We start from the raw sequence: 25,567 nt of genomic DNA, 5'->3' as shown, positions 1-25,567 counted from the left end.
TCTGGAGGCTTTTGTTGCATTCACTCTCTACAAAGAGAGCTCTACTGGAATAAGAAGCGGTATTCGCCATAACCTTCCCGCTCAAGATCCTCTATCGGAACGAAGCGCAGCGCGGCGGAATTGATGCAGTAGCGCAGACCGTCCGGTCCCGGTCCATCGTTAAAGACATGGCCGAGATGCGAGTCCGCTTCCCTGCTGCGCACCTCCGTGCGGATCATCAAATGGCTGAGATCGGTCTTCTCCTTCACTGAATAGTCGCGAAGCGGCCGGGTGAAGCTGGGCCATCCGCAGCCGGAATCATATTTATCCCTCGAACTAAAGAGCGGCTCTCCGGACACGATGTCCACATATATGCCTTCTCCGTGATGATCCCAAAAATCATTTTGAAAAGGGGATTCCGTGGCATTATTCTGCGTAACCTCGTATTGCAGGGGCGTAAGCCGCTGCTTCAGGCTCTGCTTGTCCTCTTTATGTGACCAATGCTTCTCGATAAAGGCTTCCCGGCCGGAGGCTTTGCGGTAGCGTTTGTAATGGCCCGGATTTTTGCGGTGATAGCCTTGATGGTATTCTTCCGCAGGGTAAAAGACCCCAGCCGGAACAATTGGCGTCACAACCGGACCCGAGAAGCGGCCGCTTTGCTCGGTTGCGATCTTGGATGCCTCTGCTTCCTTGCGCTGCTCCTCATTATGATAGAAGATCGCCGTCCGGTAGGACGAGCCGCGGTCATGGAATTGGCCGCCTTCATCCGTCGGATCAATTTGCTGCCAGAACAGCTCGAGCAGCTTGCTGTATGGAAAAATTATAGGATCGAACGTAATTTGCACAGCTTCGGCATGGCCCGTTGTTTCGGAGCAGACTTCTTCGTAAGTCGGATTAACCGTATGCCCTCCGGTATAGCCGGAGACGACGTCGATAATGCCGGGCAGTTCCTCGAACGGGGAGACCATACACCAGAAGCAGCCTCCTGCGAATGTCGCTTTTTCAGTGCGGGAGCCTGTTTCGTTAGTCGGATTGTCAGTCATAGTTGTCCCTCCTGTTAAATCAAACAATTAAATAGAACACAATTTAATTATAAACCATTTAAGTGCTTTATGCCAACAAGCCGCATGCTTCAGGCTGAACGATTGTACCGATGCCTGCCGCCTTTTAGCAGGAGGCTAAGCAACAGGAGCGCCGCAATGTACAGCGCCGCAGCTATTCCGGCGGCGGCGGGATGCTCCCGGGCGCTGCCGCCAAGAAAGGCGAAGAGAGCGATGCCCGGTATTTTGCCCAGTCCCGAAGCAAGGATAAAGGTCCAGAAGGGCAGCCCGGCCGCAGCGGCATACACATTGACCGCCGCTTGCGGTATGACCGGCAGCAGGCGGGCTGCAACGACAGAGGCGAAGGGCCGCCGCTGAACGGCAGCCGTGAATTTGTCCAGCGCCGGAATCGAAGACAAATAAGCGCGTCCTTTTTCCGGAAACAGCCATTTGACGCCGCCAAACATCAGCCCCGCAGCAATCGTTGTTGCGAGCCAGCACATTGCTCCGCCTGCCAGACTTCCGTATACATATCCGAACAGTCCGATGACGGCTTTGTACGGTACGACCGGGAATAGAGCCAGCGCGGCCGCGGCCAGGATCGAGAGCAGAACATGCCCGTCTTGGCCCAGCCAGTCTAGAATGGTATATCTGTAGATAAACGCGGCGCCCATGCCCGAAACATAACACAGCGCCAATAGCCATTTTCTCATTGTAATATGTCCTTTCCCTTTCATCTTCACCCATCATACTGAAAAAAATTGAAGAATAGAAGAAAACTCATTTGTCGGATTGCCTTGGCAGGGTATAATAGTTCATTAGAGATGAAGCGGCTGTTGCCGCAAGGGACAGAACAGGCAGAGAGGGGGAAAGAGAATGGATGATTACCGCAAATCGGTGGAAGACCAGATTGTGGAAAGCTATAGGCGCGACGAAGAAATGATGATCCTCGTATTTGCCCAATGGTGCGTGAATAACGGTCTTGATCCGGAAGCCCTCTATTTGCAGGCATATCCGCAGCAGCAGGGCAATGAACAGCTTGCCAGGGCCATTGCGCTGACTGTGCCGGTGGATGAGTCCGGTTTTATATCGGATGATACGGTGCTCGGAGTGCTTTCGCTATATGGAAACGATGACTTGGCTTTTGTTATCACTGAGGCGATTGCGGCACGTAAATAAACTTTTATTGGAAAACAATGTTCAGCAGGCACGTAATGTGGTAAAATTATATGTACTAACTAAATGTAAGTTTTTTAGTGAGAGGTGAGAACAATGGAAGAGCATCAGTTGGCGTTGTGTCCCCGGTTCGAGACGGCATTCTCTTTCCTGGGCAAACGGTGGAACGGCCTCATTATTAAGACATTGATGAGCGGACCGAAACGCTTTAAGGACATATCCGGCCTTATTCCCTTGATGAGCGATAAAATGCTGTCGGAACGGATGAAGGATCTGGAGAGCGAAGGCATTCTGGAGCGGCATGTGTATCCGGAGACGCCTGTGCGCATCGAGTACGAGCTGACGGAAAAAGGCCGCGCGCTGGAACCTGTCATGGAGCAGATTCAGAAATGGGCGGAACAGTGGGTGAAGTAATGGCCGCGCAAACAGTAGATCAAGAAGAAAACTGACGTCGAATTTATCGGCGCCAGTTTTTTTTATAAATTCATACGAGAATGCCTTTCTCTTTTTTTAATTTGAAAATCTCTTCAACTGCTTTTTTATAGCCGCCGGCCTGCTTAAAAGAATCGCTGATCTTCTTAATATTTTCAACATAGCTAGGATCGTTTAACACCTTTTCCACCGAATCCTTTAATAGTTCCGGAGTAAGCTGGTCCTTATCCAGAGAAATGGCCGCTCCGAGTTCCGAAGCTCTTCCTGCCATATAAGGCTGGTCCGCGCCTATAGGTATCGCTACAAAAGGCACTTCATTATATAGTAAGTCACTGGTGCTGTTCATGCCTGCATGAGTTATCGCCACGTCGGTATATTTTAAAATCTCCGATTGAGGCACAAAGTTTCTTACAATGAAATGATCGGGTATATCAAATTCAGATAAATCCACATTGTATGCGGTCATCACCACAACAGCATCGGTATCGGCAAAGGTTTTAAAGAAAAGTTCATAAAGCTTGGTGTCCGTGTTGAACACGGTGCCGAGTGAGATATATACGACTTTTTTGCCTTCCAATCGTTCAAAAGGAAAATCCAAATTTTCTTGCCGGTCATAGATTGGCGGTCCGATAAATTTAAAGCTGTCATCATAATACTCCGGATGGGAAACAAAATATTTTGAAGTATAGGCAATATTGATATCGCCTTTATTAAAAAATAAGCTCATCAGGTTATCCGGCATTTCCACCCCATAGACTTCTTTCAATTGTTTTGATGCTTTTTTGTAGGTTTCCATAACGGGATGATTTTTCATTAGCTCTTCATTGGAGAATTCTTTGTGCTGAGCCATAAGTTCCTTGGGAGTAGCAAATACGGCAAAGGAAGAAACCGAAGGGATTTTTAAAATTTGAGCAAAGGCATTTCCAAAAGGATACATCGCTGTATACATAATATAATCAAAATGTTTATCTTTAATTTGATCTAAAACATCTTCTATTATTTTATCGCTTGACTTGAGCGCTTCATTAATATTATCAAATAATCTCGCTAACCCCGTGTCTTGAGGCGGGTTGTCTTTTCTGTTGCCAAAGATTGATTCTATCTTATAGCTTTTAAATTCAGCGCCGGTTTTTTCGATTTTTTCTTTAAACTCTTCTGTACAAAAATAAGTGACTTCCTCACCTTGATTGATTAATTCATTTACCAATCCGAGTGTCGGATTAACATGACCATGAGCCGGGATACTTAAAAAAAGTACTTTTGACATCTTTTCACATCCTCTTCTTATTTCTTGCAAAAAGATCTTTAGTGTGCAACTTGTGCATTTTTTTGGCTGTGTAAAAGCTTTTCAATGGCTTCAGCGGCTTTTTTAGCTCCGCCGGCCTCTTGAATGTTCTTCTGCATATCATATACACGCTGCTGCAGCTGCTCATCCTCTGAAACTTCTTGAACCGCTTTCTGCAATACTTGAACGGTTACTTCATCCGGCAGAAAATGCTTCCCCAGTCCCAATTCCGTTACGCGGCGGGCGGTGATTTCCTGCTCAAACATCTGCGGGACGACAACCAGGGGTACGCCGTTGCTCAACGCTTCCATCGTGCTGTTCATGCCGCCATGCGTGATAAACAACCGGGTATGAGGGAGAATTTCAAGCTGCGGGACCTTTTGGCGGACAATAAAGTTATCTGGAATATCCCCCAAGCTTTCCGGAGTGATCTTAGATCCTGTAGACATGACTATCTGCCAGCCGGAGTCGCGAAAAGCTTCGATACACATGGTATAGAATTCCGGCCATGGGTTGAAAATCGTACCGAGCGATATCAGCATGACAGGGCGCTCATGATTCTCATCGATCGGCAGGCTCTCATCATAATTGCGCTTGCCAATAGACGGACCAATAAACAGGAAGCGTTCGTCAAACAGATCTCCTTTGAGCTGAAAAGCCCGAGGCATAAAGGCAATATTTAATTTCTCCGGAGCGAATAATTCCATAAAGGATGCAAACGGAATCCCTTCCTTCTCCGAAAAATCCTTGAGCTTTGACGCCAATTCATTCTTGATCTCGTCCGAAACCTCAGGTAACGCCGATACATGCTCATTTTCCGCATAGGAAGAGTACAGCCGTACCGCAGGAATGCCGTGCTTTGCAGCGAACAGTTTTCCGGCCAACGCTATAAAATCAAACAGAATTAAATCCGGAAGATCATCCGCATACATCTGCTCCAATTGATAATATGTGGAAATCGCTTCTTCAATGAATTTCATGTGGAGATTTTCCGCATTGCTGCTTATGGCTTCATTGATTTGTTTAACATGATCTAGTTGATCTAAAATATCCATTGAGGGCGAATGATAGGGAATAACCGAAACCCCCGTTTGCTCAATATCCGGTATAAACTTTTCTGTTGCCGGATAAGTCACTCTATAGCCTCTTTGAACGAGCTCCGATACAACGGCTAGAGTTGGATTAACATGTCCGAAAGCAGGAATATTAATCATGGCAATATGAGTTTTTTTCACTTTAATCAACCTCCATTTGGATTAGAATTGTACCATGTGATGGAATAAATTATAGTATATGTAAAAATAGAGTTCAATTTTAATAGAGACTTTAACGACGAAAATAGACAAAAGAGGTGAAAGTGTTGCATCAAACAAGAGAATGGATTTTTGAGGCGTTGCTGTTATTGTTGGAGACTACACCCTACGATCAGATTAAAATTACCAGTATTACAAAAAAAGCAGGAGTCGCCAGACAGACTTTCTACAGGAATTATAAAAGTAAAGATGACATCATTATCCAATATTTAGATGATATATTTAAAGAGCGTCTATTAATAATAAAAAAATGGCAGGGCATTAATGAGAATGATGTTCTTACTGATCTCCTCTTTGCTCACTTGAAGAAACATCGTGAATCTTTACTAAAAGTCATCAAAGCTGTGCCTGATTGTTTACTAAATGAACGCGTTGAGGAATTTATAAAATATTTAGTGCATCTGTATAATAAAGAACATACAAATACAGATAAATTAAAAGAATTACATTTTAAATATTCAATCCAGTATCAACTTGCAGGAGGATTTACGATCATAGTAGACTGGCTTAAGAACGATATGCCGTTGTCTTTTGAAGAGATGAGAAAAATCATGAGTGAATTTGGAAAGTCATTTATTGAACAAGGCATTTATGTGCCTGATATTTTATATAGTCTTGCGAATCAATTGGAGAGTTTGTGATAGATCTCATCCTCCAAAGCGTTCAAAAAGCAGCTCGGAATCCCCCGGGCGAAGTATCGGCTTCAGTCGGAGTAAACCGCCCGCCATTCCAAAGAATGACGGGTACTTTGTGGTTTGCATATTTTCCCTGAGAAAAAACTTGCACAAAGGCCATAAAGAAGTAATATAATAAAAAAAACGAATGTCCCTTGCTTATTGGAAGCGCTTACTAAAATGCTGCGTCAAACTACCTTTACACATCGTGACGTAACGGCTATGTCTTTCGGATTGCTGTACACACCTGAATTCATTCCTTTATAAATTCCCCCGCCATGCGGGGTAAATTGAGGGAGGCGAGCAAGATGAAGACCACTCTGCTTTCACGGGAAGTAGGTTATGGAAAGGAGGATGTCGCCGAGCTGGAAACGGCATCCGTTAAAGTGCAGCTCATTTATGATAAGACGCTGTTCATGCTGCACAGCCACATGCCTGCCTCGTTATGGGACGCTACGATTGCAGTGCCTTACAGCATAATTTCTTCTCTATACAAAGGTAACGGCGACGGCGGCACGGTGTTTCAGAAATGGATTCAAGGGCCCTCGGGCTGGAAATGCATCGGTTGTGAGAGACATTGTTTGGAAAAGGGCGAATCGGAAAGCAGAACGAATGTATCGGATCAGCGTCGCACCTACACGTTTCATAACGGCAGAAGACAAAGCCTGATTCTTCAGGCGGTAATTTGGTCTCTGTTTGAAAAAACGCTGCTGCTTCATCCTTTTCTGGGCGCCGAGGCATTTCTGGACGGTGATGATCTGGAGACGATATCGGCCTATTTTGTGCCCACCTATGTCAATGACGTCCGTTTTCGGGAGCTTAAAAAGCCTTGCAAAGCATACACGGACAGGGGTGTCCGCGTTTTTCAGGAATGGATTGCGGCTCCGGACCTTGTACTTCAATGGGATGGCGGTTTGACGGAAGGAAGATGGATGACCGGCGTGTATGTCAATCAGGCCAAATTTGCCGGACTCGGGCCGTACTTGAAGGACGCCGCAGGCAAGCGCACTTACATGCAAGCCTATGTGCAATAAGATCTGTTCAAAATGTTGATGGATTTGCCGTGATTCCAATCACACGGAAGCTCTCTCTTCAGGGTTAAGGTGTAAGAGTAGATAAACCAGCACCCCTGAGGAGGAGCCATAATGAGCATAAAACAACCTTTATTCAATAGTGATACGATGGTAAGAGATATTGTGCTGCAGTTCCCCAAAGCAGCGGACTACTTCAAGGCGAACAAAATCGATTTCTGCTGCGGCGGCGCGAAGCCGCTTCGGTCGGCAGCGGACGAGCTCGGTTTAGATGCGGGCGCCGTCCTCGGCGATTTGTACAAGCTGGTGGAGGAGCACCCTATTCTGGAAGAAGATACCGTATGGAACGAGGCATCGTCCGAAGCGCTGATCGGCCATATTGTGAGCAAGCATCACCGCTATTTGCGCGAAGAGCTGCCGCTGATCGGACAGAACGTTGCCAAGGTATTTCATGCGCACGGCGGAGACTCCCCGCATCTGGCCGAGCTGTACCGCCTGTTCAACCAGTTGAAGGACGAATTGCTGGAGCATACGGCGAAGGAAGAAGCGCAGGATTTTCCGAGTATTCTTGCCTACGAGCAAAAGGGAGACGAAGAATCTTTGGCCGCGCTGCGGGGAGCTCTTCACAATTTGGAAGAGGAGCATGACGCCGCGGGGAACATTCTGAGACAGCTTCGAGCCGTCACTGGCGACTTCACTCCACCTGAGCATGCCTGCACAACTTATCGTCTGACCTATACGCGGCTGGAAGAACTGGAAGGCATGACCTTTGAGCATGTACATCTGGAGAATAATATTCTATTCCCGCGATATCAATAATTGATTTTTTATAGCAGCCGATTTTCCGAGACGTGATTGTTTCAGGAGAATCGGCTGTTTTGGGTTGACTAAAATGAGCGGTTTGTCAATAGGGGGAGCATTAAAAGTTGTTACAAGTTAGTGTGAAAACTTTCACGATTGGTGTGACTGGGGTCACGCGGCATAAAAATGTAAACTGTATAATTCCGGTATAAAGATACGATAGATGACAATCAAAGCTTTGAGGAGGACCTGACAATGACATCGAATCGAGAAAAATTAGTGCTGATCGGCAACGGAATGGCAGGCGTCGGAACCATTGAACAGATTTTGAAGCTTGGCGGCGCATACGACATTACGGTCTTCGGCAGCGAGCCTCATCCGAATTACAACCGCATTATGCTGTCCTACGTCCTTGAAGGAAGCAAAACGGTGGACGATATTATCCTGAACGACCGGAACTGGTACAAGGATAATGGCATTACTCTGCATACGGGAACTACGGTAACCCGCATTGACGGAGACAAGCGGCAGGTAATTGCGGAGAACGGTTTGACCGCTCATTACGATAAAGTCATTATCGCCACCGGTTCCAATTCGTTCATTCTGCCGATCCCGGGCAGCACTAAGGAAGGCGTCGTTGGTTTCCGCGACATCTCCGATTGCGAAGCGATGCTTGAAGCTGCGAAGCAGTATGGCAAAGCGGCTGTCATCGGCGGCGGACTGCTCGGGCTGGAAGCGGCGAAGGGGCTCGTGAACCTCGGTATGGACGTAACCGTCGTCCATTTGATGGAGGACTTGATGGAGCGCCAGCTGGACCATACCGCCGCTTCGATGCTGAAAGCGGAACTGGAGCGCCAGGGTGTCAAGTTCGCCATGGGCAAGCAGACAGTGGAGCTTACCGGCGATGAGCGGGTAAGCGGTCTGCGCTTTAACGACGGTACGGAGCTGGAGGCGCAGTTCGTGGTCATGGCTGTCGGCATTAAGCCGAATGTGGCGGTGGCGAAGGACAGCGGCATTGAGGTGAACCGGGGCATCGTCGTTAACGACTATTTGCAAACGTCGCTTGCGGATGTGTATTCCGTCGGGGAATGCACCGAGCACCGAGGTGTCTGCTACGGTCTGGTAGCCCCGCTGTTTGAACAAGGCACGGTGCTTGCGAAGTATTTATGCGGCGTTGAAACCAAGCCTTATGAGGGTTCAGTCGTCTCGACCAAGCTGAAAATTTCCGGCGTGGACGTCTTCTCTGCCGGGGAATTCATTGATACGCCGGAGCACACAGTTATTTCCGCCAAGGATGACTGGAAGAGAACCTACAAGAAAATTTTGCTGAAGGATAACCTCATAGTCGGCGCCGTTCTGTTCGGCGATGTGACGGAATCAGCCAGCTTGCAGAAGCTGGTGAAACAAGGTGCGGAGATGACCGATGACATCTATGCGGACGTTATGGGCACCGGCTGCTGCGGAGGAGGCGGGGCCAAGAAGACGGCGTCCGTCGAAAGCATGTCCGACGAGGAAATTGTCTGCGGCTGCAACGGCGTGACCAAGAAGGCGATTGTCGATGCCATCACCGAGAACGGCTTTACAACCGTGGACGAAATCAAGGCCTGCACCGGCGCTACCCGATCCTGCGGAGGCTGTAAGCCGGTCGTAGAACAAATTCTGCAGTACGTGCTCGGCGACGGCTTCGAGCAGAGCATGAAGACCGGAATTTGCGGCTGTACAACGCTCAGCCGGGATGAAATTGTGGCCGAAATCCGGGCCAAAGGGCTGACAACGACCAAAGAGGTCATGAACGTTCTTGGCTGGAAACAGGAGGAGGGCTGCTCGAAATGCCGTCCGGCGGTCAACTATTATCTGGGTATGATCTATCCGGATACGCATAAAGACGAGAAGGAATCGCGCTTCGTCAACGAACGGATGAGCGCTAACATTCAGAAAGACGGCACGTTCACTGTCGTTCCGCGCATGTACGGCGGAGTGACAACCCCTGAAGATCTGAAGAAAATTGCCGATGTCTCCATCAAGTATGATGTCAAAGTCGTCAAAGTAACCGGCGGACAGCGTCTGGATCTGATCGGTATTAAAAAAGAGGATGTGCCCAAAGTATGGGAAGAGTTGGACATGCCTTCCGGCTACGCTTATGCCAAATCGCTGCGGACGGTCAAGACCTGCGTAGGCTCTCAGTTCTGCCGGTTCGGCACACAGGATTCGATGAGCATGGGAGCGCTGCTGGAGCGGAAGTATGAGCGGCTTGATTTCCCCGCCAAATTTAAAATGGCCGTGAACGGCTGCCCGCGGAACTGCGCAGAGTCCTGCACGAAGGACATCGGCATTGTCGGCAACGATGGAGGCTGGGAAGTGTTCATCGGAGGCAACGGCGGCATCAAGCCGCGGATAGCGGATTCTTTCTGTAAAGTGAAGACGGACGATGAACTGGTGGAGATCTGCTCCGCCGTAATGCAGTACTACCGTGAGACCGGCAATTACCTGGAAAGAACATCTGAATGGGTGGAACGGATGGGGCTGGAGCATATCAAGACAGTCATTCTGGACAACGAAGAGGAGCGTAAGGCGCTTGCGCAGCGCATCGACTTCGCCTTGACCCAGGTCCAAGATCCATGGAAAAAAATGCTGAACGACGGCGCGACACGCTCTGCGCTGTTTGAAGCGACAGAAATCCGTTAAATCAATCCGGGCAAAAGGAGAGAGAACGATGGGAGCAGCAAGACAGACCTATGCCGCAGGCAAGGTAGAGGACTATTTGAAGCAAATCGGCCGCGTGATCGTTATCGAAGGCAAAGAACTGGCCGTATTCCGTACTTCGGGAGACGAGTTCTACGCTCTGGAGAACCGCAATCCCCATCCCAAAGGCGGCCCTTTGGCCGAGGGAATCGTATCCGGGCATTACCTGTACGACCCGCTGTACGATTGGAAAATCGATCTTCGCACCGGCGAGGTTCAGGCGCCCGACAAGGGACAGGCGGCGGCTTATCCGGTTCATGTTGACGGAGATACCGTTGTTATCGGGATTTAAGGATAGTCAGAGAAAAATAATGAGGTGTTAGGGGCATGTTTACGCAAAGTGTGGAAAATATTATTACTGCTGCGGTTACCAAACGCGACAAAATGAACGAAAGCCTGCCGCGTTATGCATTGGCCGCGCTGCTTGCCGGCGCTTATGTCGGTATCGGCATCATCCTGATCTTTACTTTGGGAGCGCCTCTGGCAGCGGCCAAGTCGCCCTTCCAGCCGCTCGTAATGGGAGCAACCTTCGGCATCGCGCTGACGCTGGTCATCTTTGCCGGTTCAGAGCTGTTTACCGGAAATAACATGTTCTTTACCGCCAGCACTCTGGCAGGCAGAACGAGCGTATGGGATACGATCAAGAACTGGATCATCGTTTTTCTCGGCAACCTTGCCGGCGCGCTGCTCCTGGCCTGGCTGGTGCAAGGAACAGGACTGTTCAAGGCCGCTGCCCCGGATCATCTGCTCTTCGCCGCTGCTGCCAAAAAGATGAGCCTGCCTTTTTCCGAATTGTTCTTCCGCGGGATTCTGTGCAACTGGCTCGTCTGTCTGGCGATCTGGATGTCGTCCAGAGCGAAGAGCGAAGGCGCCAAGCTGGTGCTGATCTGGTGGTGTCTGCTTGCCTTCATCGCGAGCGGCTACGAGCACAGTGTGGCGAACATGACACTGATGAGCGTGGCACTGCTGCTGCCGAACCATCCGGAGACCGTCAGCTTGGCCGGTTGGCTGCATAACATGATTCCGGTCACGCTGGGCAATATGATCGGCGGCGGCGTATTCGTCGGCATGGCTTATTGGGTCATTTCGCCCGTCCGTTCCGTCCGCAGCAAGCGATAGGATTTAAGTATTATGAGAACAAACGGCATGTCTCCGATGGGTTGGGGGCTTGCCGTTTTTTTCTGAAATAAAAGAAAAAAAGCGCCCAAACAGGGCGCCCTGACCACGAAAATCAAAGGGTCAAAAACACGGACAATTTATGATTCACTGAGGAAAGAATAGGGTAAAATAGTTGGGATGTTAGATTCGGCAGATCTCGGTTGGGCACATCTCACAATGGCAGATTTCCTGAAGCATCTCAATATTTTTAATAACAATCATGCCGTTCTCGTATTCTACGGCGTCTTTTTTGCGAAGATCGCTAAGCATACGATTAACACTCTCGCGAGTCGCGCCGATCATGTTGGACAAGTCGGTATGTGTAATTTTTTTGTTAATCAGAATAGCCTCGCCGTTCTTCTCGCCGTACGTATGACTCAGACGAATCAGCGTGGAGCAGAGCGCGCCCGGTTTGCCGTACATCATCAAATCGCGGAACTTGGTTTGCGTCAGGCGGTGATGAATACCCATCCATTTCATAAAGTCGATGGCAAAATCACAGTGCTGGCAGATCAGAATTTCGAGATCTTTGTGTTCGATCACACCGACCTCGCTCTCCTCGATCACTTCGGCAGTGAAGCTGTGCTTCGTGCTGAAGAAGGGATCGGCTTGGCCGACCATGTCGCCGGCTTGATACATATAAAGTATGAGTTCCTTGCCTTCATCCGTGGATTTTGTCAGCTTGACGCGTCCGCGTTTGAGATAAAACAGCTTATCCGAATAATCGCCTTCCCAGAATAAATGAGAGCCTTCCGGAACCAACCTTTCTTTCATCGTTACTAGCAGTCTGTTAAAGTTTTGTTCGGAGAAACAGTTAGTGTTTCCGTGGGCTTCGATAACATTCGTATGTTCTTTCATAATCGACATCCCCCTTTATTCCCTCAGTTTTTCAATAAATTTTAAATTAATTATACAATGAATTTTTTAATTGTGGGTGGAAAAATCACGGAAAAAGTGTCTAATTTTCAACATTGTGATTATTTTCACTTCAAAAGCGCGATTTTTAGTGTGATTTCTAATAGGTTTTTCTAATAATGCTGTTTTCGTTACCCGAAAGGGAGCAAACAGCTTTTCTTAATATAAAACATGGTTAAGCCTTAGGCAAGTAGAATGTGATTTAAGACACAACTTTTTAAGAGCTGACATAAGCCGGTCAGAACAATGAACATGATTGCTTATTCCGGCTTGAATGATGTTGTTGTACGAATCTGGGTCAAATCGGGAGACTATTACGTTTCCGCCTTGCTCTTACCCGAAGAAATGGTAATGAACTGCTGTGGGGCTTTCCGATTTTTTTGCCGGAGATTGATCATACTATATAAGAAGTTATTTTGTTGGCATATTCCCAGTGATCTTGAAAGCTTCCCGGATCAGCGGCGCGGCGGAGCATGAAGCCTTCTTTTGCAAAAAAACCTCAGTTTTAATTAAAATTAGGAATAATAGCATGGATAGTTCTGCTAACAAGCGACAACTTATGCAATTTCCCGGATAAAGGCATTGATTTCTTCTATAGAAACGATTGTTAGTCTGAGATTAATAAGCATAGAAAGAGAAGGATATAGGAAGGATGGCCCTAAAAAAGAGGCGTAATGTAAGCGGTTTTATAATAGAAGAAAAAAATTTTTATACTTTGTGAAAGATTTCACTATACAAGTGGCACATGATGTGATATTATCGATTTTGTAGAGAGGAACAAACACAAATTGACAGGAGGACGAGGGAAATGGCAGTAAAGAATGAAGTGGCCGCCCAAGTGAAACAACCTACCGCTGAAGAATATATTCAGACATTGGTAGATAAAGCAAAGAAAGCTCAAGAAGCTTATATGGCCCTTGATCAAGAGCAAGTCAACAATATCGTTCATGCTATGGCGCTGGCCGGACTCGACAAGCATATGTACCTGGCTAAACTGGCAGTTGAAGAAACTGGCCGCGGTGTTTACGAAGACAAGATCACCAAGAACATCTTTGCTACAGAATATATCTACCATGGAATCAAGTATGACAAAACTGTAGGTGTTATCGAAGATAATCCTTATGACAACTTCCAAAAGATTGCCGAGCCAGTTGGCATCGTTATGGGCATCACACCGGTAACCAACCCAACATCCACCACGATGTTTAAAGCATTGATCGCCGCCAAGACACGCAATCCTATTATATTCGGTTTCCATCCATCTGCGCAAGAGTGTAGTGCCGCTGCTGCAAAGATTTTGCATGATGCTGCTGTCAAAGCCGGCGCACCGGAGAATTGCATCCAATGGATCGAGCAGCCGACAATGGATAAAACTAACGCACTGATGAACAATGATGGTGTGGCTCTGATCCTGGCAACAGGCGGATCTGCAATGGTTAAAGCGGCATACAGCTGCGGCAAACCGGCTCTTGGCGTAGGCCCTGGTAACGTACCTGCCTTCATTGAAAAGAGCGCTGATATCGATCAAGCGGTAAATGACATTATTCTTTCGAAAACATTTGACAACGGCATGATCTGCGCATCCGAGCAGGCTATCATCATCGAAGAGCCGATTTTCGACCAAGTGAAGAAGAAATTGATCGCCAACGGTTGCTACTTTGTCAACAAAGAAGAAGCTGCCAAGCTGACCAACGGCGCGATGAACGTAGAAAAATGCGCGGTTAACCCGGTAATCGTCGGTCAATCCGCTGTAAAAATCGCTGAAATGTGCGGAATTCAAGTGCCTGCAGGCACCAAAATCCTGATTGCAGAACTCGAAGGCGTGGGCACGAAATACCCGCTGTCCGCTGAGAAACTGAGCCCGGTTCTGGCTTGCTACAAAGTTAAGAATGCGGACCAAGGCATCGAGCGTGCGGCTCAGATCGTTGAATTCGGAGGCATGGGGCATAGCTCTGCTATCCACTCGAACAACGAAGAAGTAATCATGAAATTCTCCAACCGTCTGCAAACCGGACGTATTCTCGTAAATTCGCCTTCCACCCATGGTGCAATCGGCGACATCTATAACACGAACATCCCTTCGCTGACTCTGGGCTGCGGATCCTATGGCCGCAACTCGGTATCCCAAAACGTTACTGCCATTAACTTGATCAACGTGAAAAGGGTGAATCGTCGTACCGTGAATATGCAATGGTTTAAACTGCCGGAGAAGATCTACTTTGAAAAAGGCGCAACCCAATACCTGGCCAAAATGCCTGACATCACTCGTGTAGCAATCATCACCGACCCGATGATGGTTAAACTGGGTTATGTGGAAAGAGTTGAGCACTACCTGCGTCAACGCCAAACTCCTGTAGCAATCGAAGTGTTCTCGGAAGTTGAACCGGATCCATCGACAACTACAGTTGAAAAAGGTACTGCCATGATGAACAGATTCCAGCCGGACTGCATCATCGCCCTTGGCGGCGGTTCCTCTATGGATGCTGCAAAAGGAATGTGGCTGTTCTACGAACATCCGGATGCTGACTTTGATGGTCTGAAGCAAAAATTCATGGATATCCGCAAACGGGTCTACAAATTCCCGAAACTGGGCATTAAAGCGAAATTAGTTGCAATCCCTACAACTTCGGGTACTGGTTCGGAAGTAACCTCCTTCGCGGTTATTACCGACAAAACAACTACTCCAAATATGAAGTATCCGCTGGCCGATTATGAGCTTACTCCTGACGTAGCCATTATCGATCCGGAATTCGTATATAGCTTGCCGAGAACAGCTGTTGCTGATACGGGTATGGACGTGCTGACACATGCGATCGAGGCCTATGTGTCCATCCTGGCAAGCGACTACTCCGACGGTCTTGCTATCAAAGCTATTCAGTTGGTATTCCAATATCTGGAGAAATCCGCACTGGAAGCCGACAAGCTTGCCCGTGAGAAAATGCATAATGCATCGACGCTGGCCGGTATGGCCTTTGCCAACGCGTTCCTTGGCATCAACCACAGCTTAGCGCACAAATGGGGCGGTCAATACCACACGCCTCATGGACGCACCAACGCTATCCTGTTGCCGCACGTTATCCGCTACAATGCGAAAAAACCTTCGAAGTTCGCTTCGTTCCCGAAATATTCGCACTTTGTGGCTGACGAGCGCTACGCTGAAATCGCCCGTATTTTGGGACTGCCTGCCCGCACTACCGAAGAAGGTATCAACAGCCTGATCAACGCCATTCGCGAGTTGAACAAAAAACTGGGTATCGAAGATTCCTTCCAGCAACTGGGCTTCGATCCGAAGGATTTCGAAGCCAATGTAGACTACTTGGCCGATAAAGCCTTCGAAGACCAATGCACAACTGCCAATCCGAAGCTGCCGCTGGTAAGCGAACTTGCCGACGTATACCGTAATGCCTTCTACGGCAGATTTGACAACTAATTTTTAAGTCTGAATCAGGCTTAATGCATATACAGAAATAGGCTTTTTGACAGTTCAAACTGGGATTGTCCCTTGAGTGACAAATATCACCGAAAAGATGCTGAATGGTGATATTTGTCACAGTTTTCTCCGGGAAAGTAAACTAAGATGTTTATATAAGATCCCAGTTATTGAACTTCAATTATGGATTTTGTTACAGATAACAGCGTGGGATCACGAGACACGGGATTAACCTTCAAGCCCGCGATCTCTACAAATCATATAAATATATGGAGGGATTAGCATGTCGGTGATTGAAAGAGAAGTACAAGAAGTTAAGTCGGGATGGCGTGGATTTGTTAGTGGCAAATGGAGCAAGCATGTCAACGTCAATGATTTCATCGAGAAGAACATCAAACCTTATGAAGGAAACGAAGATTTCCTCGTGGGTCCAACCAGCAACACTAACGAATTGTGGAAAATTATTTCCCAATTGAGCAAAGAGGAAAGAGAAAAAGGCGGCGTGTGGGATATTGATCTTAACACGGTTTCCACCATCACTTCTCACAAACCTGGCTACATCGACAAGGACAAGGAACAAATTGTAGGCGTTCAAACAGATGCGCCTTTCAAACGTTCGATTCAACCGTTCGGCGGTATCAAGATGATGATCGATGCTACCAAAGCCTATGGTTTCGAACTTCCGAGCAACATTGTTGACATGTTTACGAATATCCGCAAAACGCATAACCAAGGCGTTTTTGATGCATATACAAATGATATGAGAGCCGTTCGTAAAGCGGGCATCATTACGGGTCTTCCTGATGCTTACGGCCGCGGCCGTATTATCGGCGACTATCGCCGTGTTGCTCTGTACGGTATTGATTTCTTGATCAAGGAAAAGAAGCAAGATCAGCTTAACCTTGAAGTGGATTCCATGAGCGAAAGCGTCATTCGTCTTCGTGAAGAGCTGTCGGAGCAAATCCGTGCCCTGAGCGAGCTGAAAGAAATGGCTGCTGCGCACGGGCTTGATATTTCCAAACCTGCGAACACTGCGAAAGAAGCTTTCCAATGGGTATACTTCGGCTACCTGGCTGCTATCAAGGAACAAAACGGTGCCGCGATGTCCCTTGGACGGGTATCTTCCTTCCTGGATATCTACGTTCAACGCGACGTTGAAGAGGGTACTTTGACTGAAGAGCAAGCTCAAGAGCTTGTTGACCATTTCGTTATGAAACTGCGTATCGTGAAATTCCTTCGTACTCCTGAGTACAACGACTTGTTCTCCGGTGACCCGACTTGGGTAACAGAATCCATCGGCGGTATGTCCGTGGACGGAAGAACTCGCGTTACGAAGAACAGCTTCCGTTTCCTGCACACTCTGTACAACCTGGGACCGGCTCCAGAGCCGAACCTGACTGTTCTGTGGTCCGAGAAGCTTCCTGAAGGATTCAAGAAATATTGCGCCAAAGTATCTATCGAGACTAGCTCGATCCAATACGAAAATGACGATCTGATGCGTCCGATCTATGGCGATGACTACGGTATTGCATGCTGCGTATCCGCAATGCGCATCGGTAAACAAATGCAATTCTTCGGCGCACGCGCCAACCTGGCTAAAGCTCTGCTGTACGCTATCAACGGTGGTGTGGATGAGAAATCCGGCGTTCAAGTCGGACCTGAATATCCGCGCATTACTTCCGAAGTGCTCGATTACAACGAAGTAATCAGCCGCTTCAAACCGATGATGGAATGGCTTGCTAAGACTTACATCAATACTCTTAACGTTATCCACTACATGCATGATAAATATTCCTACGAACGCATTGAAATGGCACTGCATGACCGTGACATTCTGCGTACGATGGCTTGCGGTATCGCTGGTCTGTCGGTTGCTACCGACTCCCTGAGCGCGATCAAATACGCTAAAGTTAAACCGATCCGCAACGAACAAGGCATTGCAGTAGACTTCGAAATCGAAGGTGAATTCCCTTGCTACGGCAACAACGATGATGCTGTTGACAGCATTGCAGTTGAACTGGTTGAGTCCTTCATGAACATGATTCGTAAACATCAAACTTATCGTGATTCCCTGCCGACTCAATCAATTCTGACAATTACTTCGAACGTTGTATACGGCAAGAAAACCGGTACTACGCCTGACGGACGTAAAAAAGGCGAACCGTTCGCACCTGGTGCTAACCCAATGCATGGACGCGACAAGAAGGGTGCTCTTGCTTCCCTGAGCTCCGTAGCTAAACTGCCTTATGAAGACAGCCTTGACGGTATTTCCAATACCTTCTCGATCGTTCCTAAGGCCCTGGGTAAAGATGAAGAAGGACGCAAGGCGAACCTGGTATCCATGATGGACGGATATTTCCACAGCAAAGGTCATCACTTGAACGTTAACGTATTTAACCGCGAACAACTGATGGACGCTATGGAACATCCTGAGAACTACCCGCAACTCACCATCCGCGTATCCGGTTATGCCGTTAACTTCATCAAGCTGACTCGTGAACAACAACTCGATGTTATTAACCGTACGTTCCACGGATCGATGTAAGTTGTCTCTAACGTAAATTAAACTTTAAATATGCTGTAACATGCAAGGTGATACCGCCCTTGATTCAAGGGCGGTAAAATCTTGTGCTGATATTGTTAAAATTTTAAGTTTTTGATTGATAGCCAGTCGTGAAGAAAGGATGACCACCTATGATTAAAGGCCGTATCCACTCTCTGGAAACCTTTGGAACCGTAGACGGGCCTGGTATCCGTTTCATTTTATTTATGCAAGGGTGTTTAATGAAGTGTCAATACTGCCACAATCCGGATACATGGGCTTTAGACGAGGGAAGAGAAGTAACTGTAGAAGAGATTCTTAAGGAAATCGAACCTTACCTGAATTATTACCGTACTTCTGGTGGCGGACTGACCGTATCCGGCGGAGAACCGACGCTTCAGGCCAAGTTTGTGGAACAACTGTTCACTGAAGTGAAGAAACGTTGGAATTTACATACGACTCTGGATTCCAATGGATATAACGAAGGAGATAAAATTACGGACCTCCTGAACGTAACGGATCTTGTGCTTCTGGATCTCAAGCACATCGATGACGAGGCTCATCTCAAGCTGACTGGAAAGTCGAATGAGCGTACACTAAAGTTGGCCCGCTGGCTGTCCGATCACGGACGCAAGATGTGGATTCGTCTTGTTTATGTACCTGGAATTCATGATAAGGAAGAAGATCTGCTCAATCTGGGCCGGTTTATCGGGACTTTGAAAGGTGTAGAGAAGTTCGAAATTTTGCCTTATCATCAGATGGGGGTCTATAAGTGGGAAATGCTTGGTAAGCCTTACGAACTGGAAGGTGTGCCAAGTCCTACCGATGAAGAAGTGCAGCGGGCATACCAGCTTATCGACGAAGGTCGCAAGCAGACGGCTCTTGTATAATATTATTTCAACCTGAATATTAATCGGGAATCCGGAGCGAGGTTCTGATTTTTAATAACGGATGAGTGTCACTCAACCGTGCACAATAAAAGCTGCTTTCACAGTCCGATATTCTTCGGAGCATGGAGCAGCTTTTTTCATGATTTGAGAATGCTAATAATATCGTCATACGAGCCTTCATTATTGATTTCCTGGGAAATTGGCCTGCGAAATCACCGAATTCGGGAACGCATTTTGAACTAAATTACATCTCTTCAAGGGAGAATTTTATGTTTTTTTGCAAATTTTCTCCATTTTGCTGAAACTTTTTGCCTGGGATTGCGTCTAATAATATGTTTTGTTTTTGGGGGAAGCCATGACAAAAGCGCTAGCCGCCTGTGGGCGGCTGTGTTTTTGCCGGGAATATCAGAAATAGGCGGAGTTCACGCCATTTAAGTTCTTATTTTTACAAAAAAGGGAGCAGAAGGAGTCATACTAATGAACGTTAGAAAATTGGCATTAATAGCTGTACTTACGGTGGCGCAAGCCGCCTCGGCAATTCCGGCATTTGCCGAATCCGCAACACAGATACCGGCTGAGACGGCAGCAAAGTCCGCAGTCGCCAATACTGTATCCTCCGCTTCACCGAAAGTAGCCGCTGCAGCTACGGCGATTACCGGAACGGTGTCACCGGCCCCAACAACGTCGCCTTCTCCAACAACGTCGCCGGCCCCAACTGCATCGCCGAACGCTTCGGCCTTTCCGTCATCTACCGTGGAAGGATCGCCGGTGGTGGAACAGCCTGGTGTAACTCCGGAGCCATCGGCCTCCGTGTCACCGTTAGCCACACCTCAGCCGACCGCAACTTCGCCAGTACCGATTCCTGCCAGTGTCGCCGGTGCGGGTCAACTTGTGTTGATGATGAACAGCAATAAGATGTATTTGAATGGCGTCCAATATTTGGCGGGCCAGCCAATGGCCGTGAAGAATGGCGTTTCTAATGTGGCCATCCGGGCTATGGTGGAGCGCGTGGGCCTGAAGTTGACCTACAACGGAGCAACTAAAGAAACGATTATTATGAAGGACGGCAATGAGCTGCGTTTCAAGACAAATAGCAAGATTTATACGGTTAACGGCAAAGCTACAACGATGAAAGGTCCAGCCTACCAATACAAAAACACCTTTATGGTCCCGCTGACCTCGATTACCCAGGCGCTTGGCATCCCATATACGGTGGATAACGTGCAGAAACGTGTCATCCTGACCTTGCAGACGAAGCCTAAAGCTTCCTTTACGGTGCAGCCAGCCGAAATTTTCGCGGGAGAAACGACCGTTAATTATGTGACCAGCAATACAGCCTCGAACGGTGCGACGATTGTTGACGAGCGCTGGGAAGGACGGCAGGATATTTTTGAACAGCCCGGCTATTATACAGTCAGTTATTCAGTTATGGATTCCAACGGCCAGTGGAGTGACCCGTATTCGGTAACCATAAATGTCCTCAAGCCGAATCAGCCGCCGGTGGCGCAGTTTACGACTAACAAAGACGAGTACAAGATGGGTGAGCCAATCACTATCACGAATATCAGTTCCGACCCGGACGGCGATCAGTTGACGGAATCATGGTCCAATCGGGCGCTGGCTTTCTTTAATCCGGGTCCCGTCTCGATTCAACTGACGGTCACTGATACCCATGGTCTCAGCAGCACATTCGAGAAGACGATCAATATTACGAACGAAGTGTTGTACAGCCAAGAGGACTTCAACAAGCTCTTCGTGCCGCTGGGCGACATTTATACGATCAACGGAAGCGAGATACCGAGTTGGAACAAGATCTCCTATACTACGGGTTCCGAGCCCGTGACGCTGATCCGCAGCAACAGCCCTGAAACCGTATATTCGGAAGGTATTGTCTATCAGGAGACAGCGATGGGGGATACCCGGTTGATGGTTCACCATAAGAATTCGATGTCAACTAACATGAAGATGTACGTCATTGCAACGAACAACAACATTTATCCTACTACCATTACGACGCAGCGCTCCGGCTTTGGCGGTCCGCTTGATATTCCTACGGCAACAGGCAAAAAGTCTATCGAAACGTATTATCAGTCGATCCAGACGGGCAGTGCTTATAGCAATGTAACCTTGCAGCCTGGAGAAAGCAAAGCGGTTCTTACCACAATTAATAATGTAACGATGAAGCCGGGCCAGATCATTTCACTCATGTCCGATGTATTCAGTGATTACCCGGTGAAATATTCCGTGATCATGATTGACGCTACCAAGGACCCGCTGCTTACGCTGCCAACTCTTAGTTACCTGGATCGCGACGGTGTGCATAACCGCGGGACATATGCGGACGCGAACCGCATTATCACGGTAACCGATCCGGTGGGCGCGACACCTTCAAGATTGGTGATCGGGGACAACAACAGCGACCCGAATCTTCCGGGAACGGACGCGCTTTCGGGTTCGGTGGCTTCCAACGCGGGCAACTTCGGCGTCGTCTACAAAATTACGCTGACCCGGGTAGCCCCCAACACGCTGATCACGCTTAATCCGCGAGGCGGGAAATACCAGGGACCGCTGCTGGTAAACGGTAATATCATCCAGGCTCCGAACTCGAGCGCCGTTGATGCCCCGAACCAGAACAGCGTGCTGTACCGCACCGGTAATATTGAGCAGACGGTAGAAATCATGTTTACCGCAGCTTCCGGAAGCAATCTGCCAATTAATCTGTTGTTTATGCCGCTTCCGGCTCAGAAGGCACAATAACTAAAAAACTACTTGACGTTATATAAATCTTCCCGGCAAAGCGCGTGTTCAAACAGCTTGCCGGGAATTTTTTTAAGAATACCTCTGAATCCGGCTGTGAGCAGCGCTTCATTGACGGCGTCATATTTTTGGGGCATTATAAAAAGAGGGGTTATTTACCTTGAACCTTTACTTTTGGGAGATGAGCTTATGCTGTCGACAGAAGAAATACTAGAAGCCATGTCGGAGCAGGGACTGCGAATCACCGACCAGCGCAAGACGCTTGCCAAATTATTCGGCGAGAGTACAGGATATTTGTCCGCCAAGGATGTATATAAACATATGGAACGCAAGTACAGCGGGCTCAGCTTTGATACGGTCTACCGCAACCTGCGGGTGATGGAAGAGATGGGCGTGCTGGAGCAGATCGTCTTTGAGGACGGTATTAAATTCAAAGCCAACTGCAGTCAGGACCATCACCACCATCATATGATATGTTTGCAGTGCCAGAAGACGTATCCTATTTCCTTCTGCCCGATGAATATGACAGATACGCCCGATCAATTTCGGGTTGTGAAGCATAAATTCGAAGTGTTCGGGTACTGTAGGGAATGTGAGGAGGCCGGCGCGGAGGATAAAGCGGCTCGCGGAGAAGAGGGGAAATAGTTATGGGAATCGGACGAACTGCGGTACAAGCGCCGATCAAGATTTACCGCAAGTACATCTCTCCGTTAAAGCCGGCTACCTGCCGGTTTTATCCGACCTGCTCGGCGTATGCGCTCGAAGCGGTGGAAGTGCATGGTCCTCTTAAGGGCTCCTGGCTTGCTGCCAAGCGGATTGCCCGGTGCCATCCTTTTCATCCGGGCGGTCTCGATCCGGTACCTCCGGCCAAAGAGCAGATTTCGAGTCAGGAAGCTGCAGGCCCTACTTGACATAGGTAAGCTATATTGGTTATATTTTCAATAATAATGTATTTCCGACGAATGGATGAGTACATCGGGACGCCAGTACAGAGAGCCGGGGCAGGTGCAAGCCGGTCTGGAACGTCAGGTGGAAGATGGTCCGGGAGGAACCGCTTGCGAGCGATCTGAGACTGCATCAGTCTCCGCGTAAGCCTGCGGCGTGACCAGCGTTAATGGGCAGTTCCCAGAGCGGGAACTGGATGAGTCCGTTCTCCGTGAGGAGGCGGAAAATTGGGTGGTAACGCGTGAGACAACTCTCGCCCCATATGGGGGCGGGAGTTTTTTTTGCGGGCAAAAACATTTATGAACAGGTGCGGCGCTCCACAGGTGCTTGACATAACGACACATTGTGTCATGGAGAAACGAACCGGCCGGGTTAACCCGGCAGTGCAGCTCCGGCTGCAACAAAAGAAAGGATGACGGAAATGAGCCAGGAGAAAACTTTTTATTTAACAACACCAATCTATTACCCGAGTGACAAGCTGCATATCGGTCATGCGTATTCGACGGTTGCGGGCGATGCAATGGCGCGCTACAAGCGGCTTCGCGGGTATGAAGTCCGCTATCTTACGGGAACGGACGAGCACGGCCAGAAGATCGAGCGTAAGGCTGAGGAAGCAGGTAAGACGCCGCAGCAATTTGTGGACGACATCGTTGCCGGGATCAAGGATTTATGGCGCAAGCTCGACATCTCCAATGACGATTTCATTCGCACAACGGAAGAGCGTCATAAAAAGGTTGTTCAGGACATTTTCGACCGCCTGCTCCAGCAGGGGGATATTTACAAAGGCGAGTATGAAGGCTGGTACAGCATTTCGGACGAAACCTTTTACACGGAGACGCAGCTCGTGGATATCGTTCGCGATGCGGACGGTAATATTATCGGCGGTAAAAGCCCGGAGAGCGGCCATCCCGTGGAACTGGTGAAGGAAGAAAGCTATTTCTTCAAAATGAGCAAATATGCCGACCGGCTGCTGCAGTTTTACGAGGAGAATCCGGAGTTTATTTTGCCTGAGTCGCGCAAAAACGAAATGATCAACAACTTCATCAAGCCCGGCCTTGAAGATTTGGCGGTATCCCGGACGACATTTGATTGGGGCGTTAAGGTCAAAGGCGACGAGAAGCATGTAGTTTATGTCTGGATTGATGCGCTGACCAACTATATTACAGCTCTCGGCTACGGCTCCGAGGACCGCAGTCTGTATGATAAGTTCTGGCCTGCCGATGTGCATATCGTGGGCAAGGAGATCGTCAGATTTCACACGATTTACTGGCCGATCATTTTGATGGCGCTGGGCGAGCCGCTGCCCAAGAAGGTGTTCGCGCACGGCTGGCTGCTGATGAAGGAAGGCAAAATGTCCAAATCGAAAGGCAATGTCGTGGACCCGGTAACGCTGATCGACCGTTACGGTCTTGACGCTCTCCGTTATTATCTGCTGCGTGAGGTTCCGTTTGGCTCCGACGGCACGTTCACGCCCGAAAGCTTCGTAGACCGGATCAACTACGACCTGGCCAACGACCTCGGGAACCTGCTGAACCGCACCGTTGCGATGATCGACAAATATTTCGGCGGCGAGCTACCGGCTTATGAAGGCCAGGTAACCGCTTTTGACGGCGAACTGGAAGCAGCGGTTGCTCTTACCTACGCCAAAGTGGAAGAAGCGATGGAAAAAATGGAGTTCTCGGTTGCGCTGGCCGCGATCGGAGCGCTCGTCAGCCGCACGAATAAATATATCGATGAGACGCAGCCATGGGTGTTAGCCAAGGATGAGAGCAGAACGCGCGAACTGGCTTCCGTGATGAGACATCTGGCCGAGGGACTGCGGACGGCTTCGATTCTGCTTCAACCGTTCCTGACTCAAGCTCCGGCAAAAATCTGGGAGCAGCTCGGCATTGAAAAGGGTGAGCTGACCACCTGGGACAGCGGCAAGACGTTCGGCTTGATCCCGGCTGGCACGAAGCTAGTGAAGGGATCGCCGATCTTCCCTCGCCTGGACGTAGAGCAGGAGGTTGCCTACATCGCATCCGTGATGGGAGGCGGCAAGAAGACCGCTGAGTCCGGCGCGACTACCGCCGAAGCCGCTAGCGCGCAGCCGGCAACCGCAGCAGCCGCCGAGCCGGAAGAAGAGCATAAAGAAGAAATCGGCATCGACGATTTCGCCAAATCCGAGCTGCGAGTGGCACAGGTGCTCGCCGCCGAGCCGGTGAAGAAGGCCGACAAGCTGCTGAAGCTGCAGCTCGATCTCGGCTATGAACAGCGCCAGGTCGTATCCGGCATTGCCAAGTTCTATACGCCGGAGGAGCTTGTCGGACGCAAGGTGATCTGCATCGTGAACCTGAAGCCGGTGAAGCTCCGGGGCGAGCTGTCGCAGGGTATGATTTTGGCGGCTTCCAAGGGTGACCAGCTTACGATTGCGACGGTACCCGACTCGATGCCGAACGGCGCTATTGTAAAGTAGAT

Annotated in this window: 20 protein-coding genes; 15 read left to right on the top strand and 5 right to left on the bottom strand. The window is 48.7% G+C overall.

All coding sequences use genetic code 11. From position 1 onward, the window contains the following. Positions 1-41 precede the first annotated feature (41 nt). Positions 42-1,022 (bottom strand): peptide-methionine (R)-S-oxide reductase MsrB, encoded by a 981-nt coding sequence (gene msrB / locus PDUR_RS17915; protein ID WP_042207512.1) that lies wholly within the window; start codon positions 1,020-1,022, stop codon positions 42-44. 89 nt (positions 1,023-1,111) lie between these two features. Continuing rightward, positions 1,112-1,732 (bottom strand): TVP38/TMEM64 family protein, encoded by a 621-nt coding sequence (locus PDUR_RS17910; RefSeq protein ID WP_042209473.1) that lies wholly within the window; start codon positions 1,730-1,732, stop codon positions 1,112-1,114. A 163-nt stretch (positions 1,733-1,895) separates the two neighbouring features. Between PDUR_RS17910 and PDUR_RS17905 the strand changes: the two genes are divergently transcribed. Next, entirely contained in the window at positions 1,896-2,198 is a 303-nt protein-coding gene (locus tag PDUR_RS17905; RefSeq protein ID WP_042207511.1) for a protein YxiS, read from the top strand. Between the two features lie 93 nt (positions 2,199-2,291). After that, entirely contained in the window at positions 2,292-2,609 is a 318-nt protein-coding gene (locus tag PDUR_RS17900) for a winged helix-turn-helix transcriptional regulator (RefSeq protein ID WP_025703145.1), read from the top strand. A 70-nt stretch (positions 2,610-2,679) separates the two neighbouring features. Here PDUR_RS17900 and PDUR_RS17895 read toward each other — a convergent pair whose 3' ends face one another. Then, on the bottom strand, positions 2,680-3,894 hold the full coding sequence (locus PDUR_RS17895; protein WP_042207510.1) for a macrolide family glycosyltransferase: 1,215 nt from the start codon (positions 3,892-3,894) through the stop codon (positions 2,680-2,682). A gap of 38 nt (positions 3,895-3,932) precedes the next feature. Beyond that, a complete protein-coding gene (locus PDUR_RS17890) occupies positions 3,933-5,147 on the bottom strand; it encodes a macrolide family glycosyltransferase (RefSeq protein ID WP_042207509.1) in 1,215 nt (404 codons plus the stop codon). Between the two features lie 125 nt (positions 5,148-5,272). Here PDUR_RS17890 and PDUR_RS17885 point away from each other — a divergent pair, with 125 nt between their 5' ends. From PDUR_RS17885 to PDUR_RS17860, 6 genes are all read left to right on the top strand, one after another. Further along, entirely contained in the window at positions 5,273-5,866 is a 594-nt protein-coding gene (locus PDUR_RS17885; protein ID WP_042207508.1) for a TetR/AcrR family transcriptional regulator, read from the top strand. Positions 5,867-6,207: 341 nt separating this feature from the next. Beyond that, entirely contained in the window at positions 6,208-6,933 is a 726-nt protein-coding gene (locus PDUR_RS17880) for a hypothetical protein (RefSeq protein ID WP_042207506.1), read from the top strand. A gap of 111 nt (positions 6,934-7,044) precedes the next feature. Next, a complete protein-coding gene (ric, locus tag PDUR_RS17875; RefSeq protein ID WP_042207505.1) occupies positions 7,045-7,749 on the top strand; it encodes an iron-sulfur cluster repair di-iron protein in 705 nt (234 codons plus the stop codon). A gap of 237 nt (positions 7,750-7,986) precedes the next feature. Then, the gene (gene nirB / locus PDUR_RS17870) at positions 7,987-10,416 is read left to right on the top strand and encodes a nitrite reductase large subunit NirB (RefSeq protein ID WP_042207503.1); all 2,430 of its coding nucleotides are present in this window, start codon (positions 7,987-7,989) and stop codon (positions 10,414-10,416) included. A gap of 28 nt (positions 10,417-10,444) precedes the next feature. Then, the gene (gene nirD, locus PDUR_RS17865) at positions 10,445-10,765 is read left to right on the top strand and encodes a nitrite reductase small subunit NirD (protein WP_042207502.1); all 321 of its coding nucleotides are present in this window, start codon (positions 10,445-10,447) and stop codon (positions 10,763-10,765) included. Between the two features lie 35 nt (positions 10,766-10,800). Next, on the top strand, positions 10,801-11,592 hold the full coding sequence (locus PDUR_RS17860; protein ID WP_042207501.1) for a formate/nitrite transporter family protein: 792 nt from the start codon (positions 10,801-10,803) through the stop codon (positions 11,590-11,592). A gap of 180 nt (positions 11,593-11,772) precedes the next feature. Here PDUR_RS17860 and PDUR_RS17855 read toward each other — a convergent pair whose 3' ends face one another. Then, positions 11,773-12,489, bottom strand: a complete 717-nt coding sequence (locus tag PDUR_RS17855) for a Crp/Fnr family transcriptional regulator (RefSeq protein WP_042207500.1) — start codon at positions 12,487-12,489, stop codon at positions 11,773-11,775. An 865-nt stretch (positions 12,490-13,354) separates the two neighbouring features. On the opposite strand from PDUR_RS17855, the gene adhE reads away from it, so the two are divergent. The 7 genes from adhE (at position 13,355) to metG (ending at position 25,565) form a co-directional block, all read left to right on the top strand. After that, the gene (adhE, locus tag PDUR_RS17850; protein ID WP_042207499.1) at positions 13,355-15,976 is read left to right on the top strand and encodes a bifunctional acetaldehyde-CoA/alcohol dehydrogenase; all 2,622 of its coding nucleotides are present in this window, start codon (positions 13,355-13,357) and stop codon (positions 15,974-15,976) included. Positions 15,977-16,259: 283 nt separating this feature from the next. Beyond that, positions 16,260-18,521, top strand: coding sequence for a formate C-acetyltransferase (gene pflB / locus PDUR_RS17845; RefSeq protein WP_042207497.1), 2,262 nt, complete (start codon positions 16,260-16,262; stop codon positions 18,519-18,521). Positions 18,522-18,670: 149 nt separating this feature from the next. Then, the gene (pflA, locus tag PDUR_RS17840; protein WP_042207496.1) at positions 18,671-19,408 is read left to right on the top strand and encodes a pyruvate formate-lyase-activating protein; all 738 of its coding nucleotides are present in this window, start codon (positions 18,671-18,673) and stop codon (positions 19,406-19,408) included. 477 nt (positions 19,409-19,885) lie between these two features. After that, a complete protein-coding gene (locus PDUR_RS17835) occupies positions 19,886-22,165 on the top strand; it encodes a copper amine oxidase N-terminal domain-containing protein (RefSeq protein WP_042207495.1) in 2,280 nt (759 codons plus the stop codon). Positions 22,166-22,354: 189 nt separating this feature from the next. Next, positions 22,355-22,810, top strand: a complete 456-nt coding sequence (locus tag PDUR_RS17830; protein WP_025700314.1) for a Fur family transcriptional regulator — start codon at positions 22,355-22,357, stop codon at positions 22,808-22,810. A gap of 2 nt (positions 22,811-22,812) precedes the next feature. Beyond that, a complete protein-coding gene (yidD, locus tag PDUR_RS17825) occupies positions 22,813-23,076 on the top strand; it encodes a membrane protein insertion efficiency factor YidD (protein WP_025700312.1) in 264 nt (87 codons plus the stop codon). A gap of 455 nt (positions 23,077-23,531) precedes the next feature. Beyond that, the gene (gene metG, locus PDUR_RS17820) at positions 23,532-25,565 is read left to right on the top strand and encodes a methionine--tRNA ligase (RefSeq protein WP_042207494.1); all 2,034 of its coding nucleotides are present in this window, start codon (positions 23,532-23,534) and stop codon (positions 25,563-25,565) included. The last annotated feature ends 2 nt before the right edge of the window (positions 25,566-25,567 follow it).

Origin of the sequence: Paenibacillus durus, from assembly GCF_000756615.1 — a bacterium.
Classification (GTDB): Bacteria; Bacillota; Bacilli; order Paenibacillales; family Paenibacillaceae; genus Paenibacillus_AQ; species Paenibacillus_AQ durus.
This window is presented reverse-complemented; position numbering and strand designations above follow the sequence as displayed.